Raw genomic sequence first — 15,975 nt, forward strand, 5'->3', positions numbered from 1 at the left:
GCCCGCCTTAGGCGTCGGTGGGCCGTCTAGCTCGTTTTTCCGATGTGAGATCGATCTCACAAGCAATAATGGGCACGCAATTTCGCCAATGGCAAGTCCTTTAGACGAAATTCTCCGAAATCGAGGGGTTTGCTCTTTAGCGCACAGCGCGCCGGGCAACCGATCCGCGTACGATCAAGCGGGTCTGAAATCGGGTACGGCGCGGTGCAACCTTTTTGCCGGCAAGCCGCTCCAGCAGATATCTGGCGGCGAGCGGTCCGATCTCGGAGATGGGTTGCGCCACGACCGTTATCTGCGGATCGGTGAACGTGGCGAGGTTGAAGTCATCGAAGCCAACCACCGACACATCATGCGGAATCGAGAGCCCCATTGAACGCAGGCCAAGAAGCGCGCCTTGCGTCATGAGGCTGTCCACCGTGAACAGTGCGGTCGGGCGATTGCGCCGGCTGAACAGGCGGATCGTGGCTTCGATGGCGTGCTCGACGGTCGAGCGCGATACGCCGATGAGCGCTTCATCGATTGCGATCCCATGCGAGTGGAGCGAGTTTTGGTAGCCAGCCAAGCGTTCCTGTGCCGTAAAGATGCGTGACTCGTCGCGCAAAAGACCGATCCGGTGGTGACCGTTGCCAACTAGATAGTCCACTGCCTCGCGTGCCCCGCCCTCGTTGTCGACGACGACGCTGTCGCATTGCAGGTCCTTTACCACGCGGTCGATGAGCACGATCGGTGCGCCTTCGCGGGCCAGTTGCACAATATGCTGGCTGTCGGTTGCAGACGTTGGGGCAAGGATGAAGCCGCGAATGCTGAGCGAGCGAAGGCTCTCAAGCAGTTCTTTCTCCTGTTCTACATTCTCCTCGCTGCTGGCAATCAGAAGATTGTGGCGGTGCTTGCGCAGTTCCACCTCTATGTCGTGCGCGATTCGGGCGAAGAACGGATTCTGGATATCGCCGGGCACGAAGCCTATGATCGGCAATTGTCCGCTGCGCAGCGCCTGCGCGACGAGGTTGGCCCGATAGCCCAGCCTTTCGGCTGCCTCAACCACGCGGAGCGCCGTCTCGTCGCCAACGTAACCATAGCTGTTGAGCGCCCGGGCGGCCGTGGCGCGCGACACCTTAGCCGCTGCGGCAACGTCCTTTAGTGTGATTCCTTTCTGGGCCACAGGTAACCGTCCTTCTTGGATCTGAACATTGCGTCAGATCATTCTCGGCTCGTCTTGCCGGCATCGTTGTGCGGCATATCGGACGATTCTCAAACTGCGAACATAGCTTTCGCAACTCCTTGCCACCTAATCGAGATACGCGCGCTGTTTGGCTATCTGGAAATTTGATCCACGAATGCACCTACATGTTGTGCAGTCAGTTCATTGCCTTGCACTGCCAGCATGCGGCATGAGTTCACGCCATGGTCCAGGCGGCCTCCCTGGCATCGATCATAACACCGATGGAGACGACTAGCCTTGCCGCCAAACTCGTCCAGCGATTGGAGGCGAGCTTTCAAAAAGGCCGAGCCAGACGCTCAAGGCCCGCTGCACGGAGAGCCACAGGCTGGGAGACTCTGAGCAAATCGGGAATCTGAGTCGCTTGCTCTGAACCGTCGGCATCATGCTGCTAACCGGTTTTGATCCTTCGGGGCTCCGCATTGGCAATAGCGACGAAAATGCTGTCGAGCAGACCCTTGTCGCGGAAGGAACTTGCCAAGCAAGGGCACCTCGGCCAAGTACGCAAACAACGCCCGGAGACGAGGCGCATCCGGCAGCACCCTTTTGGGGCCAGATAGAGACTCAGAAACCCAAAGCTTTCATCTTCCCGCTATTGAAACGGAGGACTCGATCGTGACGCGTGCGCCCGACCATCGCCAACGGTGGGCTCCAAACTGATCGAAACTTCTCGTCGACCTTTGCAAGGTGATTGATCATCGGGGAGACCAAAGCCGAAACACTGGGGTTGGTGTCTCCAGTGACGCTGAACGAAGCTTCAGGGAAAATCCCAAATCTGCCGATTTCCCTGGCGCTGTCATTGCAACGATCGAGACAATCAGGGAGACCGGACCGGAGGCACGAGACGCCGCGTCCTTCCGTGGGGTCGCTCCTCCAAACCGTTTGACGCAATTTAGAGATGTTGCCTTGACCCCGCACTAGCGTCTACTGCATCTCCCAGCGGGAGCGTCACCAATGGCGAGAAAGTCTGTCCGACGCAAGTCAACGATTTATGATATCGCGGTGGCGGCAAAGTCGTCCCCGACCGCCGTCAGTCTCGTCCTCAATGGCTCGTGGCAACAGCACCGGATCAAGGCGGAAACCGCAGCGACCATCCTCGATTGGGCTGAGCGGCTTGGCTATGCTGTCAACCTCAAGGCACGAGGATTGCGGCTTTCCCGATCCGGACTCGCTGGAATGATCTTGCCACATTACCGCAATCGCTTCTTCGCCGGATTGGCCGAAGCCTTTGAAGCGGAATCCCGCGTCCACCGCTTGTGCCCGATCGTCGTCAGCACCCATCGCAATCCTGATAACGAGTTGAGTGTGACGGAAACCCTGCTGGCTCAGCAGGTGGAATTTCTCTTCCTTGCGGGCGTTCGTGACCCCGATCCGCTGAATGATCTGTGCCGGGCAGCGGGCGTCCGGTGCATCAACATCGATCTGCCAGGCCGCCGGGCTCCCTCAGTTGTTTCTGACAACTACGGGGGCGCCAAGGCGCTCACAGAGATCATTGTTCAGAAATTGAAAGAACGAGGGGGCTCCACCGAAGATCTCTTCTTCTTTGGCGGGGTCAGCGATGATGACGCAACACGTAGCCGTTTGCTGGGTTTTCACGATGCGCTGGCAGCGCATGGGATTGTTACGGGCCCGGGCACGATTGACTGCTGCGGATACGCACCGACCAACGCTGCTCGGTCTCTCGCTGCACGATACGCTCAGCTTGGGCATCTGCCCTCAGGTATGTTCGTCAACGGCGTGACCGCTCTTGAAGGAACATTGCGGTTCACTTCGACACTAGCCTCAAGTGAGCTTGGACGGGTTGTTGTCGGAAGCTTCGACTGGGATCCATTCGCGGCGCATTTGCCCTTCGATGTGACCATGGTCCGACAGAATGTCGAGGTGATGATTGCTGAAGGATTTTCGCTTCTCGAGAATTATTCGATAGACCACTTTCCGCTGGTGACCGTACCGACCAGCTTTGGGCGAACCGGAGAGCATGACGGCGCCCAAGAAGATTGGGATTCGGCATCCAAATCGAGCATCGACCACTAGCAATTCTTTGTCACGAGACATCGTTGCAGAAGTTCAACTCCGTTCATCAGCACCTCGGATCTGGGTAGCACCGCCTCCACCCAAGGCTCGCGGGCGATCGCATGTCGTTCTTCGGGTGCAGCCTGAGTGCGAAGGGCGGATCGTTTACATCAATCGAGAAATGTTTTTAGACGCTGGTGGCGTGACCGCCTTGCTAAATCTATTTAGCACCTTGACCGGCCGGCATTCAAAGTCTTTTATGGCGCGTTCTGGGAGGAATGCGGCGCCGAGTGCGTCAATGCCGTCGGGCACAAAGGGGTGGGCCAAACAAAGCCGACATGGGCAATAGGCAACTGAAAAACTCGTCAATCAGGGAGGAATTAAATGTTAGCAAAAACTATACTCGCGGCAGCGTTCGGCGCAGCCCTTTCGGTCGCCACAATGAATGCTGCGCTGGCAAAGGACGTCAAGGTTGGAGTTGTCGTGAAGATCGGCGGCATTCCCTGGTTCAATGCCATGGAAACGGGAATAAAGGAAAAGTCGAAAGAGCTTGGCGACGACGGCTTCATGGTCGGGCCGACCAGCGCCGACCCGGCACTTCAGGTCCGCGCGATCGAAGACCTGATAGCTCAGGGCGTCAGCGTAATTGGCGTCGTGCCGAATGATGCAAACGTTCTCGAGCCGGTTCTAAAAAAGGCGCGCGACACGGGCATCAAGGTCATAACCCATGAATCGCCAGACCAGGTGAACGCTGATTGGGACTTCGAAATGGTCTCGGCCGTTGGTTTCGGTGAGGCCCATGCCAAGCTATTTGCCGAGAAAATGGGCGGCAAAGGCAAGTACGTTGTGTACGTAGGTTCTCTTACTGTGCCCGCACACAATGCCTGGGCCGATGCTGCAATCGCCTACCTGAAGAAGAACTTTCCCGACATGCAGATGGTTGGCGACAGATATGGCGTCGCCGAGAGCGCCGATGACAGCCGAAAGACGGCTCTGGATGTGCTTGCCGCCAATCCTGACCTCGGCGGCTTCCTGACGTTCGGCAGTCAGGGACCGATCGGCGCCGGACGCGCGATCGAGGAGCAGAAGCTTGGTGACAAGGTGGTTCTTGTCGGTTCATTCTCGCCTAGCCAAGGCAGCGCAATGCTCAAATCCGGCATTATTGACGGCGGCTATATGTGGAATCCTCTGGAAGCGGGCAAAGTATTCGTAACGATGGCTGATTTTCTGGCGGGCGGCGGTGAAATTACCGACGGCATGACGATCGAAGGTCTGGGTGTCGTTCACCCTGACTTCAAAACCGGCACCATCATCGTGGACGCTGTGCAGCCTATCACGGTCGAAACGGTCGATGGTCTTGCAGCCCTAGGGCTTTAGATGGCGGACCATGGCTGGCGTGCCGGGGTGGCAAATCAATCCCGGCACGCCCCATCCTTGTCATTTCAGAAGGGCCCGCCGTGAACCTCGTCGCGTCTACGACGCAGGACCTCCCATCGGTTCTGTCGTTTAGCAACATAAGCGTCACATTTGGTGGCGTTAGAGCCCTCCAGGATGTCGCCTTCGAGGTTCTCCCGGGTGAAGTGCAATGCATCGCCGGTGAGAACGGCAGCGGCAAGAGCACCCTGATCAAGGTAATCACCGGCGTTTGTCAGCCGCTAGCCGGCGCAAACATGTCGATCGCCGGAAAGTCTGTCGACATCATGTCGCCGGCTGCGGCGCGCAGCGCCGGGGTGGAAGTCATCTGGCAGGACCTCGCACTGTTTCCTGAAATGACAGTCGCGGAAAATATCGGGATCAGAACTGTCCTCGGCAACATGCCTCGGCTCGTCGATCATTCGCGCATTCGCGAGGTGGCGCGAGGGCTGTTGGCGCGGCTTGGCGCCGACCTCGATGTCGACGCGCCTCTGCGTAGCTTTGCAATCGCCCAACGTCAGATCGTCGCCATCGCCCGGGCGCTCGCCGGCGATGCGAAGGTTATTTTCATGGACGAGCCCACATCGTCGCTTACTCAATCGGAAACAGACCGGTTGCTCGCGATCGTTCGAACACTCTCGAATGAAGGCATGGCCATCGTCTTCGTCAGCCATCGCCTTGCGGAAGTTCTGGAGATCTCAAGTCGCGTCACCGTTCTGCGCGACGGTAAGGTCGTTGGGGTGTTCCCGACCGCCGGAATGACCCAATCACGCCTCACCGAACTGATGACCGGCAAGACGTTCGACCAAACCGTGAGCACGAGAAACCTTAGTGGATCACCCGTCGTGTTGAAGATCGATCGATTGACCCGCGCAGGCGACTATGACGACGTTTCGCTGACAATACGGCGAGGTGAAACGCTTGGCCTGACCGGGCTACTCGGCGCCGGTCGCACAGAACTCGCGCTTTCTATTTTCGGCATGCTGCGCCCAGACCGCGGCAGCATCGCACTCAACGGGACGGTTCTTCATCTGAACTCCAACCGCGACGCAATCCGCGCGGGTATTGGATATCTCTCCGAAGACCGCTTGTCCCTTGGTCTCATACAAGCTCAGTCCATCGCCGACAACGCCGTTATCCCGGTGCTCGACAAGATCCTTGATCGAGGGCTGATCTCCTCGGAGAAGAAGGACGCGCTCGTCAATCATTGGATCGAGGAATTGGCGATAAAAGTCGGGCGGCAGACCGATGCGATTTCCACGCTCTCGGGCGGCAACCAGCAAAGGGTGGCCATCGCCAAATGGCTGGCGGTCGGCCTGAAACTGATCATTCTTGATTCGCCAACCGTGGGGGTGGACGTTGGCGCGCGGGCCGGCATCTTCGAGATTGTCGCCAAGCTCGCTGCCGAAGGCCTGGCGATTCTGCTGATATCCGATGAAGTGCCGGAGGTCTATTTCAACGCCGATCGTATCCTTCATATGGCTGCGGGCAAGATAGTCGCCGAATACGATCCGCACGCCATCCCGCTCGGCGACCTGGAAGCTGCCGTCTATGCGTAACCGCGGCAAGCTCTTCCGGGCTCATCCCACCGAGACATGGCTCGTTGTGGTTCTTCTCATCATGAGCGCAGGTCTCTCCGTTGCGAGCGACAAATTCTTCACCATTGCCAATCTCTTCAATCTGCTCAACACAAGCTCGACAAATCTGATCTTCGCGGTTGGGCTGCTGGTGGTGTTGATCGCTGGGGGCATCGACATCTCCTTCGCTGTGGCCGCGTCAGTGGTTCAATACGTTGTGGCGCTGGCTCTAGCCCAAATGGGAGGTGGTGATTGGTTCATCGGCCTCACCTTGGCGGCAATTGTCGGGATCGCCCTGGGTGCGGTGAACGCCGGCCTCATCTACTATTTCCAGATCATTTCAATCGTTGTCACCATCGCCACCTTCAATATTTTTTTCGGCCTTCTGATGTTCTTCACGCACGGTGTATCGATCTACAATCTGCCTGCATGGTGGACGCATCGCACTGTGCTTTTCGAGTTCCAACAGGCGAATGGCAATTGGGCCGAGCTAACACTGCCGGTTGCGATCATGGCGGTCTGCGTCGCCGCCACCTGGGGGCTTATCCGGTATACCACCACGGGACGGCAGCTATACGCTTTTGGCGATAACCCGGAGGGCGCCCGTCGCCTCGGTATCAACATCGCGGCGATGCACTTCATTGCCTTCGGCTGGCTTGGTTTGATGGCCGGGATCGCGGGACTTGTGCAGGTGCACTATTCCCAGGAAATCGTGCCCAACGCATTGGTGGGGCGCGAGCTGGACGTGCTGGCAGCTGTTGTCCTTGGCGGTGCCAGGCTGGGTGGCGGGCGCGGCACCGTGCTCGGTTGCATCCTTGGCGTGTTTCTTGTGTCGGTGACGCAAAACGGGCTGAACCTCCTCGGCATCTCTCCCTATGCTTTCAAGATGATCGTCGGGGCGATCATCTTGATTGCCATCACGCTGTCCAACGCGCCGCTCGGGCATATCCTCGCGGGCTTGCGGCAGAGGATGGGTACATGACGCAGCGCGTGCTCGAAACTGGAGCGCTACGGCACGGATTCTTGCGCCGTCTTGCCGGCACGTTGGGCGCCGAGAATATCGGACTTTTGCTGGCATTGATTTTGGTGATTGCATTCTTCGGATCTCTCTCGCCGCGATTCCTGTCCAAAGCTACCTTTGAATCGGTGGCCTTCCAGTTGCCTGAACTTGGACTGCTTACGCTCGCGATGTTGATGCCGATCATCTCGGGCGGCATCAATCTCGCCGTGACGTTCACGGCCAATCTCTGTGGCCTCACGCTCGCCTGGGTTCTTCAGGCCAACGGAGGACCGGACGCAAGCATCTATGCCTTTCTACTCGGTTCCGTTCTTGCGGTCGGCGTTGGCACGGCAAGCGGCTTGGTCATGGGCCCGGTGATAGCCTATACCGGCGCGCACCCCATCCTCGTTTCGCTCTCGGTGATGATTTTCCTGCGCGGCCTTGGCGAGTTTCTGACCCGCGGCGCCGATATTTCGGGCTTTCCCGAATTCATCCAGCCCCTGGGCCACGGCAGCATCGTCGGCATTCCTGTCCCGCTGCTGATACTGCTCGGCGCAGTCATCGTCTGGCATGTTTTGATGACCCGAACCAGGCTTGGCTTTTCAAACTATATGGTCGGCTCCAACATCGAGGCGACGCGCTATTCCGGCATCTCGACGCGACGCGTGATCATTCTGATCTACGCGCTGTCTGGCGCCATGTGTGCGTTGGCCGGCATTATCATGATGGCACGATTCAATTCCGTCCGTGTCGGCCATGGCGAGTCCTATGTGCTGATTACGGTGCTTGCCTGCTTTTTGGGCGGGGTGAATCCGTTTGGCGGCTTCGGCAAGGTCGTTTCGGTCTTCCTAGCCCTCATCGTTTTGCAGTTGCTTTCTTCGGGACTGAATCTCTTGGGCGCCAGCCAGCACCTGGCCACAGCCATTTGGGGCATCATGCTGATCGGCGTCATGATCTTGCGGTGGGCTGCCGGGCAGCTCAATTTCATGAGGATAACACGATGAAGGGTTTTGGCGTTCATACGAGCATGTGGACGAGTGGTTGGTCCGTAGAGGGCGCCGAGCACACTGTAGCGGCGGTGAAAAAATACGATCTCGATTTCATTGAAATTTCGCTGGCCGATCCATTTTCTTGCGATGCCGATCACACCCGCAAGCTGCTGGCGGCAAATGGCATGCAGGCGGTGTGCTCGCTAGGGTTGCCCGAATATGCGTGGGCATCGCGCCACCCACAGGAGGCGATTGACTTTCTCAAGGTGGCTATCGACAAGACGGCCGACATCGGAGCCCAGGCGCTATGCGGCGTAATCTATGGCGGCATCGGCGAGCGTACTGGCGTGCCACCTACGCAGGACGAACTTGATAACATTGCGAAAGTGATGACGTCCGCCGCCGCGCAAGCCAAGTCTCGCGGCATCGAACTCGGTGTTGAAGCCGTGAACCGCTACGAGAACCACATCATCAACACCGCGGCTCAGGCGGTGGCACTAATCGAGAGAGTCGGCGCCGACAATATGTTCGTGCACCTTGATACCTATCACATGAACATAGAGGAGAAAGGTATGGGCAACGGTATTATCGTCGCCCGCGATTACCTCAAATATATCCACCTCTCCGAGTCTGATCGCGGCACCCCAGGCGAGGGCAATTGCAATTGGGATGAGACGTTCGCAACGCTGGCCGCGATCGGCTTCAAGGGCGGGCTCGCGATGGAGAGCTTCATCAACATGGATCCGCGTCTGGCGTTTGGCCTCAGCGTGTGGCGTCCGGTGGCCGAGAGTGAAGCGGTTGTAATGGGCAACGGTCTGCCGTTCTTGCGCAACAAGGCACGGCAGTACGGGCTGATCGCATAAGTTACATCGCCATGCGAGATCGAAACTCGGCACATCATGAGCCGACTGCATCGACATTGCGGCGACTGCCTTCGAAGCAGGAGCCGCTTGAGAGGCAATATTGCGGCGTTTTAGATCCCGGCCTTCGGCTGCCCCCCGGGCGCAAGCAGCCAACCGGTCGGCGATCGCAACTGCCGTGAACAATCTATTTCACCGGCTCGGGCATCACAGCCTGCCTTCGGCGGTTGCGAGCCGGCCCCGCATCAATTCGCGGCGCTTTCGAAACTCTGTGTATTCCTGGTCGGCCAGTACCCCGATCAGGATCACCGATCCACTCACGGCAAAGTTGAGTGAGGAGGGAATGCCTAGAAGATTGACAAGGTTCTGAAGCACCTGCAGCAAGATCGTTCCAAGCACCACACCAATGATTGAGCCTTCCCCGCCCCGCAACGAGAACCCTCCAAGGACGGCGGCGGCGATGGCGTAGAGCTCGTAGAAATTGCCGTGCGAGCTTGGCAGGATCGAGCGTGTGTACATTGCGAGAAAGATGGATGACAGCGCCGTCAGCCCGGCGCAGATCACATAGGCGCAGATGATAACCCGGCCGGTACGGATTCCCGAAAACCGCGCGGCCTCTTCATTTTTGCCGACGGCGTAGAGGTATAGTCCGAAGGCGGTACGGTGCAGAACGACCAACATCACCGCCGCCAGGACAAGCAGGAAGACAAAAGAATGAGGAATGGGAATGGAGGTAGGCATTGTTGGTAAGAACCGAAACCAGATCGGTGCGACCGGTGGTGAGATATTCCAGATCCTCGAAGCGGGTTTCGTAGGGAAAGCCTGCCGTCGCATCTTGGTGTTGCCCTGCTGCTCGCCGGCATGAAGATCGCCCGCACCATCCTGCGTCAGCCGGCCCTGCAGGCGGTGATCGCCGAGGAGCTGTCGCTGGGCGGGGCCGCCGACCTTTCCGATCAGTCCATAACAGACCACATCCTCGAACACGCCAAAACGGTCTATCACCCCTGCGGCACCTGCCGGATGGGCAGCGATGACCAGGCGGTGGTCGACCCGCAATTGCGCGTGCGCGGCGTGCCGCGCCTACGCATCTGCGACGCCTCGATCATGCCGCGTCTCATCAGCGGCAAAACCAACGCGCCGGTGATCATGATCGCCGACCGCTGCGCCGATTTCATCCTCGGCAGCGCTTAGCGAAAAACGGGCAGCCGAGAGAAATCCAGGCTGTTTTGAGACGGTGTATCTGTCCAGCGCATGCAGCGACTTGTCGCGACCGAAACCGGACAGCTTGACTCCGCCGGGCGGCACGGTGATGTCGGCGCCGCCATACATTGCATAGGTCCTATCAAATCGAGACTGGGACAGCGATGCCAACGCGCTGCTGTTGGCCGCCAGAAAGCTGGTGCGGATACGCCTGGAGAAATTCAGGCGATGCAGGCAGCTTCACCAGACGCAGCAGTTCCAGCAGCATCCATGACGGCGCCGAAGTCGCGCCCGGCTTCCAGATCATCGCTGCGCCGGCCACACGCCCGGCCACTCGGTCTACCTCGCAAACTACGGCAAGGAACAGCGCATGATTTCGGCCGACACGATGTATGTGCCAGCGCTGCTGGCGCCGCATCCGGAGTGGCAAGGCAGCTACGACCAGGACGGGCCGATGGCGATCACCACGCGGCACAAGCTGATCGATCGCGTGATTGCCGACAACATCCGGATCTCGGGCGGGGGCTCTCAGAGAGGTTCCTGCTATTGCTGCTGCAGGCCGGTGATCATGGCAATGATCTGGTTCTTATCGGTCTTCGCGGTCTCGCGAATTCCAATCTGCTTGCCACGCCTGAGAACACAGATGCGGTCGGAGAGCTTGAAGACCTGGTCGAGGCTGTGGCTGATGATCAGGATGCCGACATTGCGCTGCTTCAGCGACTGGACGATAGCCTCCACCCGGGCGGTTTCGGCAACGCCCAGCGCCGCCGTCGGCTCATCCAGCAGGATCAGCTTGCTTGCCCAATGCGTGGCGCGCGCGATCGCAACGCCCTGGCGCTGGCCGCCGGAGAGATCGCGGATAGTGGCGTGGGCGGAGGGGATGCGCACGTCCAGTTCCTTCACCAGTTTCTCGGTCTCGTCGATCATGCGGCGGCGGTCGAGCAAACCGAGGCGGTTCAGCGGCTCGCGGCCGAGGAACATGTTCATGTAGACCGTCTGCTGGTCGGCCAGCGCCAGGTCCTGGTAGACGACCTCGATGCCGTGCGCGCGCCCCATGGTGGCATTCGACATCGTCACCGGTTTTCCTTCGATGACGATGGTGCCGGACGAGGGCGGGTGGACCCCCGAGACGATCTTGACCAGCGTCGACTTTCCGGCGCCGTTGTCGCCGACGAGTGCAACGATCTCGCCCGGGAAAACCTCGAGCGAAAAACTCTCGATCGCGGTGATGCCGCCGAAATTCTTGCGAATGTCGTGCAGCTGAAGGATGGGCGCGCTCACCGTCATGTGTTTCTCCTAGACTGGCCAGGCATAGGGTTCACCGAAGCCGTTCTCGATGGTTTCCACTTTCGGATTGTCCGTCGAAATGCCCGACACGCCGACAATATGGGCGCGGGTGACGAAGGCCTGGCCACGGAAGCCGAACACGGCGCTGTCGCCAGGCTTCGGCGCGTTCGCGCCGGCGGCATCGATCATGGCGTAATAGTCGATCGCCGAGGGCGGCGGCACCTCGACGCTGCGCAGTGCCGAGCCTGCCGTTGTCGGTTCAGCCGAGACGATCGCCTTGACGTCGTAGTCGGGGAAGATCGGATCGATGTAGAAGCCGCCGCCAAGGCAATAGGCCTTGCCGCCGGAGAGATGCGAGACCTCGGCGAGATAGAGCACCGACGGCAGCTCCGGCAAATCTTCCATGACATGCAGCGCGGTGGTGCCATGTAGTCCATTGCCGGGCTCGCACTGCGTCGCGCCGGCCTCGGCGAGTGCCGCCAGCATAACGCTCGACGTGGTGCCCGGCGCGTTGATCTCAATGTCCTTGCGGCCTGCCTTAGCCAGCGCTTCCGCAGCTTTCGCGAGCGTCGCCAGATTGGGGGTCGGCAGCACTTTTCGCGAAGCATGGTCGAACAGCAGAGCAGGGAAAGTGGTGATGCCGGCGAAACGGCCGCCTTCGACGGCATCCAGCCGGTCGGCGACATCGATAATGTCGGCGGCATTGAAACCGCCTTCATGGCCGCGATAGAAGATATCGCCTTCGGCGGCGATGCGGGCCAGCAGATGCTGCACATAGCCGGCCGCCTTGGCGCCTGTTGCCGCTTCCCCAGCCTTGGTATCATTGAACACGGTCCAGTAGTCCGGCTTGAAGGTTTTCGCCGCAGCCGCCGCTTCGAATTTTGCGACCTGCTGGAGATGGCCGAGATGGCCAAGCTTCATGCCTGCCTTGTGGGTGGCGCGGGCGCAAGCCATGTCGACGGCGACCGCGCGGTCAATGCCGCCGCGCATCACAGCCCGGCAGAACGACGAGGAGCGGCCGACCTGCTTGGTCATGGCGAAGATCTTCAGGCCGTTGCGGTTGGCCTCGCTCTTGAGAACCCGCGCATTGGCCTCAACCGTGTCGAGATCGAGCACATAAGCATTGGCCGGCAGCTTACCTTGCTGGTGCAACCGGATAGCTGATTCGATGAAGGCGGGGTTGCGGCGGCGCAAAATGTCGAGAAACATGGATGGCTTCCTTCAGCGGTTCTTTTCGCGCAGCGACACGGCGACTGCGGTCAGGATGATGAGGCCGCGCACGATCATCTGGTCGGAGACCGACAGGCCCATCAGGATCAGGCCGTTGTTGAGCATGCCCATCATCAACGAGCCGACCAGCGCGCCGACCACGGAGCCCTTGCCGCCATTGAGCAGCGTGCCGCCGACGATGACGGCGGCGATGACCGTCATCAGGTCGGTTTCGCCGAGAGTATATTTCGCCGCCTGCAGGCGACCGGCATAGAGCAAGCCGGCAAGACCGGCGAGCCCGCCGCTGATGGTCAGCACGGCGAGCCTGATCCTGGGCACGCTGATGCCCGATACGCTTGCGGCGCGGGCATTGTCGCCGGTCGCCAGCACATGCGCGCCGAAACGGGTTTCGCGGAACACCAGGTGGCCGATGGCCACGGCAATCACCGACCACCAGACGAGTGAGGGGACACCGAGCAGCGAGCCGGAACCGAAGAAGCCGGTGAACGCTTCGTTGGTCACCGAGATCGAGCGAAGGTCTGTCATCGAACGCGAAACGCCGGCGAACAGGCCGAGCGTCGCCAGCGTCACCAGGAAGGAGGGCAGCCTGACATACGCCACCAGCACGCCGTTGATGACGCCGATCAGCAGGCCGGCGCCGAGGCCGGCGACTATCCCTGCCGGCATGCCGTACGCGTTGATGGTGACGGCGGCTGCAAGGGCCGCCACCGCCACGATCGAGCCGATCGACAAATCTATTTCGCCGGCCGACATGACGAAGACCAGGCCGATGGCCATGATCGTCACCGGCGTCGTCTGCAACACGATGTTCGATAAGTTTCGGACGGTGAGGAAGCCGCTGTCCCTCAGCACAATGGCGAAGAACAGGAAGATCGCCAGGAAACCGAGGTAGACGACATATTGCTGCAGATTGAAGCGGCTGGCGAAGCTGCTACCGGCGCTGGTGTTGGCACTGGACATTTTATTCCTCCGGTGGTGAGCGCTTCGCCTCGAGCCTATTTCACCGCGTCCGCGATAGCCGCCGGTACGTCCCTGTTGAGGGACTTCTTCCAACCGTCCTTCACCGTGTCCTTGGTGACGGCGATGGAATCTACGGCATAGAATGGTTCGGCCTTCTTGCCGACCAGAGAACCTGCCGAGGCGCGCGCCAGCGTCACGCCAATGCTGTAGGCCTCGTCGGCGACGAGGGCCGCGATGTTGCCGCCCTTGACCATGTCGAGCGCGGCAGGCTCATTGAGGTCGAGCGTGACAATCTTGGTGTGCGTGTTGCCGGCACCGCGCAAGGCCGAAAGCACGCTCAGCGCCGGTTCGGCCCAGGTGACATAGATGCCGTCCAGGTCCGGATGCTGGGTGATCATCGCCTGGGCGATGTCTTCGCTGCGCGCCGGGTCGGCCATGCCGGCCTCGGCCTCGATCTTCATATCGGGATAGTCCTGCTCGATGGTCTTCTTGAAGGCCTGGTCGCGCTGGTTGGTGACGTAGAAGTCGGCATCGTGGAAGATGTAGCCGACCTTGCCTTTCTTGCCGAGCGCCTCGGCCATGGCGATGCCGGCCTTGTTGCCCATCTGAAAGAGATCGTCGGAGACGATGGTGACATAGTCCCTGCCCTGCTTGTAGCCGGCCGGGGAATTGTCGACGAAGCCGAGCTTGACGCCGGCCTGTCGTGCCGGATCGTAGACCGAAGCTGCAGTCGCCGGATCGACGGGAAGCGACAGGATGATCGACGGCTTTTTGGCCATCACCGTCTCGATATCGGCCTTCTGTCGCGCGGCGTCGAAACCGGCATCGGTCTGCGCCACCACCTCGATGCCGAGGCGCTTGAATTCGTCATGGGCGCCGGCATTGACGGCGTTGGTGTATTCGCTCATCTCGTGCCAGACGAGGGCGGCGGTGAACTTGCCGTCCTTGATCTGCTGCTCTTCGGCTGGCGTCAGCGTAAGACTGCTCGCCGGCACCGGCTTTTCACCATTCGGTCCTGTGGTGACGCCTTCGGCGGCGAAGGCGTGCATGGCTAGCAGGCTCGCCACCGTCGTTATGATTGCAGATGCTATGCGCATGTCCCGATTCCCCTTTTTGTTGTCGAAGAAAAGCTCCGGTGCGGCGGGCCGCGCCGGAGCGAGAGCCTTACTTGAACGCGTCGAGCACCGGCTGCGGCGCGTCGCGGTTGAGCGAGTCCTTCCAGCCCTGCGCGACATTCTCCTTGGTGACGGTCAGGGCCGGGGCGACGACGAAGGCTGGTGTCGGCTGGCCAAGCAGCGACTTCATGCCGGAAGCAGCCATGGCGCGGCCGAGTTCATAGGCCTTGTCGGCGACGAGGGCTGCGACATTGCCGCCCTTGACCATGTCGAGCGCGACCGGCTCGGCGAGGTCGAGCGTGACGATCTTGGTCCTGGCGTTGCCGGCGCCGCGTAGCGCCGACAGCACGCCGTCGGCCGGCTCGGCCCAGGTCACGTAGATGCCGTCGAGATCGGGATGTTGCAAAAGCATCGCGTTGGCCAGTTCCTCGGCGCGGGCCGGGTCGGATATGCCCTGTTCGGCGACGATCTTGATGTCGGGATAGACCTTCTCGATGGTGGTCTTGAAGGCTTGGTCGCGCTGGTTGGTGACGTAGTAGGCAGCGTCGTGGAAAATGTAGCCGACCTTGCCCTTGCCGCCGATCGCCTTGGCCATCGCGTCCGCAGCCTGCTTGCCCATCTGGAATAGATCGTCAGTCACGATCGAAGCGTAGTCGGTGCCCTGCTTGTAGTCCTTGGGCAAGTTGGACAGGAACACCAGCTTGGTGCCGTCCTTGACCGCCTGGCGGAAGGCTTCTGCCGAGGTGACCGGGTCGAGCGGCAGCGCCAAGATGACGTTGGGCTTTGCGGCCAACGCCGTCTCGATGTCGCTGCGCTGGCGGGCGGAGTCGAACTGGGCATCCGTTTTGACCGCAATGGTGATACCGGCGCGGGCGAATTCGTCGGTGGCGCCGGCGGTTACCGCATTGGTGAAATCGGACGAGGTGTGCCAGAGCAAGGCAGCCTTGTAGCCCTTGTCCTTGAGCGCGGCGATGTCGGCATCGCTTAGGATCACGTCGGCGCTCGGCGTGGCGCTCTCGCCCTGCGGGCCGACCGTCTGTGCGAAAGCTGGGTTGGCGGCAAGCATCAATCCGCCGGCAAAGGCGGCGGCGATCAGTGTCTTCATCGGCATGTCA

Annotated in this window: 15 protein-coding genes and 1 pseudogene; 8 read left to right on the plus strand and 8 right to left on the minus strand. The window is 60.2% G+C overall.

Annotation, left to right across the window (positions count from 1 at the left end; translation table 11 throughout):
* Nucleotides 1–136 precede the first annotated feature (136 nt).
* Complete coding sequence (locus NKJ77_RS19830; protein WP_023686868.1) at nt 137–1,159, minus strand: LacI family DNA-binding transcriptional regulator; 1,023 nt, start codon at nt 1,157–1,159, stop codon at nt 137–139.
* Nucleotides 1,160–2,170: 1,011 nt separating this feature from the next.
* Between NKJ77_RS19830 and NKJ77_RS19835 the strand changes: the two genes are divergently transcribed.
* The 6 genes from NKJ77_RS19835 to NKJ77_RS19860 all read left to right on the plus strand — a co-directional run bounded on the left by NKJ77_RS19835 (nt 2,171) and on the right by NKJ77_RS19860 (nt 9,071).
* Nucleotides 2,171–3,250 carry a substrate-binding domain-containing protein gene (locus NKJ77_RS19835; protein WP_023692318.1) on the plus strand — a complete coding sequence of 360 codons (1,080 nt, stop codon included), beginning with the start codon at nt 2,171–2,173 and terminating at the stop codon, nt 3,248–3,250.
* 363 nt (nt 3,251–3,613) lie between these two features.
* Nucleotides 3,614–4,606, plus strand: a complete 993-nt coding sequence (locus tag NKJ77_RS19840) for a substrate-binding domain-containing protein (RefSeq protein ID WP_023704355.1) — start codon at nt 3,614–3,616, stop codon at nt 4,604–4,606.
* 80 nt (nt 4,607–4,686) lie between these two features.
* On the plus strand, nt 4,687–6,201 hold the full coding sequence (locus NKJ77_RS19845) for a sugar ABC transporter ATP-binding protein (RefSeq protein WP_023704356.1): 1,515 nt from the start codon (nt 4,687–4,689) through the stop codon (nt 6,199–6,201).
* Entirely contained in the window at nt 6,194–7,201 is a 1,008-nt protein-coding gene (locus tag NKJ77_RS19850) for an ABC transporter permease (protein ID WP_023681803.1), read from the plus strand. Before NKJ77_RS19845 ends, NKJ77_RS19850 begins: the two co-directional genes overlap by 8 nt.
* On the plus strand, nt 7,198–8,223 hold the full coding sequence (locus NKJ77_RS19855; protein ID WP_023667740.1) for an ABC transporter permease: 1,026 nt from the start codon (nt 7,198–7,200) through the stop codon (nt 8,221–8,223). Before NKJ77_RS19850 ends, NKJ77_RS19855 begins: the two co-directional genes overlap by 4 nt.
* On the plus strand, nt 8,220–9,071 hold the full coding sequence (locus NKJ77_RS19860) for a sugar phosphate isomerase/epimerase family protein (protein WP_023704358.1): 852 nt from the start codon (nt 8,220–8,222) through the stop codon (nt 9,069–9,071). Before NKJ77_RS19855 ends, NKJ77_RS19860 begins: the two co-directional genes overlap by 4 nt.
* Nucleotides 9,072–9,275: 204 nt before the next feature.
* Here NKJ77_RS19860 and NKJ77_RS19865 read toward each other — a convergent pair whose 3' ends face one another.
* On the minus strand, nt 9,276–9,809 hold the full coding sequence (locus NKJ77_RS19865; RefSeq protein ID WP_502882089.1) for an ABC transporter permease: 534 nt from the start codon (nt 9,807–9,809) through the stop codon (nt 9,276–9,278).
* Between the two features lie 120 nt (nt 9,810–9,929).
* On the opposite strand from NKJ77_RS19865, the gene NKJ77_RS19870 reads away from it, so the two are divergent.
* Nucleotides 9,930–10,259: a GMC oxidoreductase gene (locus tag NKJ77_RS19870; RefSeq protein ID WP_023740511.1), complete on the plus strand. Its 330-nt coding sequence runs from the start codon at nt 9,930–9,932 to the stop codon at nt 10,257–10,259.
* A gap of 151 nt (nt 10,260–10,410) precedes the next feature.
* Here NKJ77_RS19870 and NKJ77_RS19875 read toward each other — a convergent pair whose 3' ends face one another.
* Nucleotides 10,411–10,575, minus strand: coding sequence for a hypothetical protein (locus NKJ77_RS19875; RefSeq protein ID WP_155922419.1), 165 nt, complete (start codon nt 10,573–10,575; stop codon nt 10,411–10,413).
* On the opposite strand from NKJ77_RS19875, the pseudogene NKJ77_RS19880 reads away from it, so the two are divergent.
* A pseudogene (locus NKJ77_RS19880) lies at nt 10,535–10,788 on the plus strand (MBL fold metallo-hydrolase); the annotation flags it as partial. The gene NKJ77_RS19875 and the pseudogene NKJ77_RS19880 sit on opposite strands and share 41 nt — an antisense overlap.
* Before the next feature lie 23 nt (nt 10,789–10,811).
* Here the strand turns inward: NKJ77_RS19880 and NKJ77_RS19885 are convergent.
* From NKJ77_RS19885 to NKJ77_RS19905, 5 genes are all read right to left on the minus strand, one after another.
* Complete coding sequence (locus NKJ77_RS19885) at nt 10,812–11,555, minus strand: ATP-binding cassette domain-containing protein (RefSeq protein ID WP_352535621.1); 744 nt, start codon at nt 11,553–11,555, stop codon at nt 10,812–10,814.
* 9 nt (nt 11,556–11,564) lie between these two features.
* Complete coding sequence (locus tag NKJ77_RS19890) at nt 11,565–12,764, minus strand: alanine racemase (RefSeq protein WP_352535622.1); 1,200 nt, start codon at nt 12,762–12,764, stop codon at nt 11,565–11,567.
* A 12-nt stretch (nt 12,765–12,776) separates the two neighbouring features.
* The gene (locus tag NKJ77_RS19895) at nt 12,777–13,745 is read right to left on the minus strand and encodes an ABC transporter permease (RefSeq protein ID WP_023686847.1); all 969 of its coding nucleotides are present in this window, start codon (nt 13,743–13,745) and stop codon (nt 12,777–12,779) included.
* A 35-nt stretch (nt 13,746–13,780) separates the two neighbouring features.
* Nucleotides 13,781–14,842 (minus strand): substrate-binding domain-containing protein, encoded by a 1,062-nt coding sequence (locus tag NKJ77_RS19900; protein ID WP_023735717.1) that lies wholly within the window; start codon nt 14,840–14,842, stop codon nt 13,781–13,783.
* A gap of 67 nt (nt 14,843–14,909) precedes the next feature.
* On the minus strand, nt 14,910–15,971 hold the full coding sequence (locus NKJ77_RS19905) for a substrate-binding domain-containing protein (RefSeq protein ID WP_031194643.1): 1,062 nt from the start codon (nt 15,969–15,971) through the stop codon (nt 14,910–14,912).
* Between the last annotated feature and the right edge of the window lie 4 nt (nt 15,972–15,975).

This window comes from Mesorhizobium sp. M0052 (assembly GCF_040323255.1).
In the GTDB taxonomy this organism is placed as follows: Bacteria; Pseudomonadota; Alphaproteobacteria; order Rhizobiales; family Rhizobiaceae; genus Mesorhizobium.

Bases quoted from the DNA above. Each gene is read 5' to 3' on its own strand.
- NKJ77_RS19855 (WP_023667740.1), top strand. From the start codon at position 7,198: ATGACGCAGCGCGTGCTCGAAACTGGAGCGCTACGGCACGGATTCTTG.
- NKJ77_RS19850 (WP_023681803.1), top strand. From the start codon at position 6,194: ATGCGTAACCGCGGCAAGCTCTTCCGGGCTCATCCCACCGAGACATGG.
- NKJ77_RS19885 (WP_352535621.1), bottom strand. From the start codon at position 11,555: ATGACGGTGAGCGCGCCCATCCTTCAGCTGCACGACATTCGCAAGAAT.
- NKJ77_RS19860 (WP_023704358.1), top strand. From the start codon at position 8,220: ATGAAGGGTTTTGGCGTTCATACGAGCATGTGGACGAGTGGTTGGTCC.
- NKJ77_RS19875 (WP_155922419.1), bottom strand. From the start codon at position 10,575: ATGATCTGGAAGCCGGGCGCGACTTCGGCGCCGTCATGGATGCTGCTG.
- NKJ77_RS19895 (WP_023686847.1), bottom strand. From the start codon at position 13,745: ATGTCCAGTGCCAACACCAGCGCCGGTAGCAGCTTCGCCAGCCGCTTC.
- NKJ77_RS19870 (WP_023740511.1), top strand. From the start codon at position 9,930: ATGAAGATCGCCCGCACCATCCTGCGTCAGCCGGCCCTGCAGGCGGTG.
- NKJ77_RS19905 (WP_031194643.1), bottom strand. From the start codon at position 15,971: ATGCCGATGAAGACACTGATCGCCGCCGCCTTTGCCGGCGGATTGATG.
- NKJ77_RS19840 (WP_023704355.1), top strand. From the start codon at position 3,614: ATGTTAGCAAAAACTATACTCGCGGCAGCGTTCGGCGCAGCCCTTTCG.
- NKJ77_RS19890 (WP_352535622.1), bottom strand. From the start codon at position 12,764: ATGTTTCTCGACATTTTGCGCCGCCGCAACCCCGCCTTCATCGAATCA.
- NKJ77_RS19900 (WP_023735717.1), bottom strand. From the start codon at position 14,842: ATGCGCATAGCATCTGCAATCATAACGACGGTGGCGAGCCTGCTAGCC.
- NKJ77_RS19865 (WP_502882089.1), bottom strand. From the start codon at position 9,809: ATGCCTACCTCCATTCCCATTCCTCATTCTTTTGTCTTCCTGCTTGTC.
- NKJ77_RS19835 (WP_023692318.1), top strand. From the start codon at position 2,171: ATGGCGAGAAAGTCTGTCCGACGCAAGTCAACGATTTATGATATCGCG.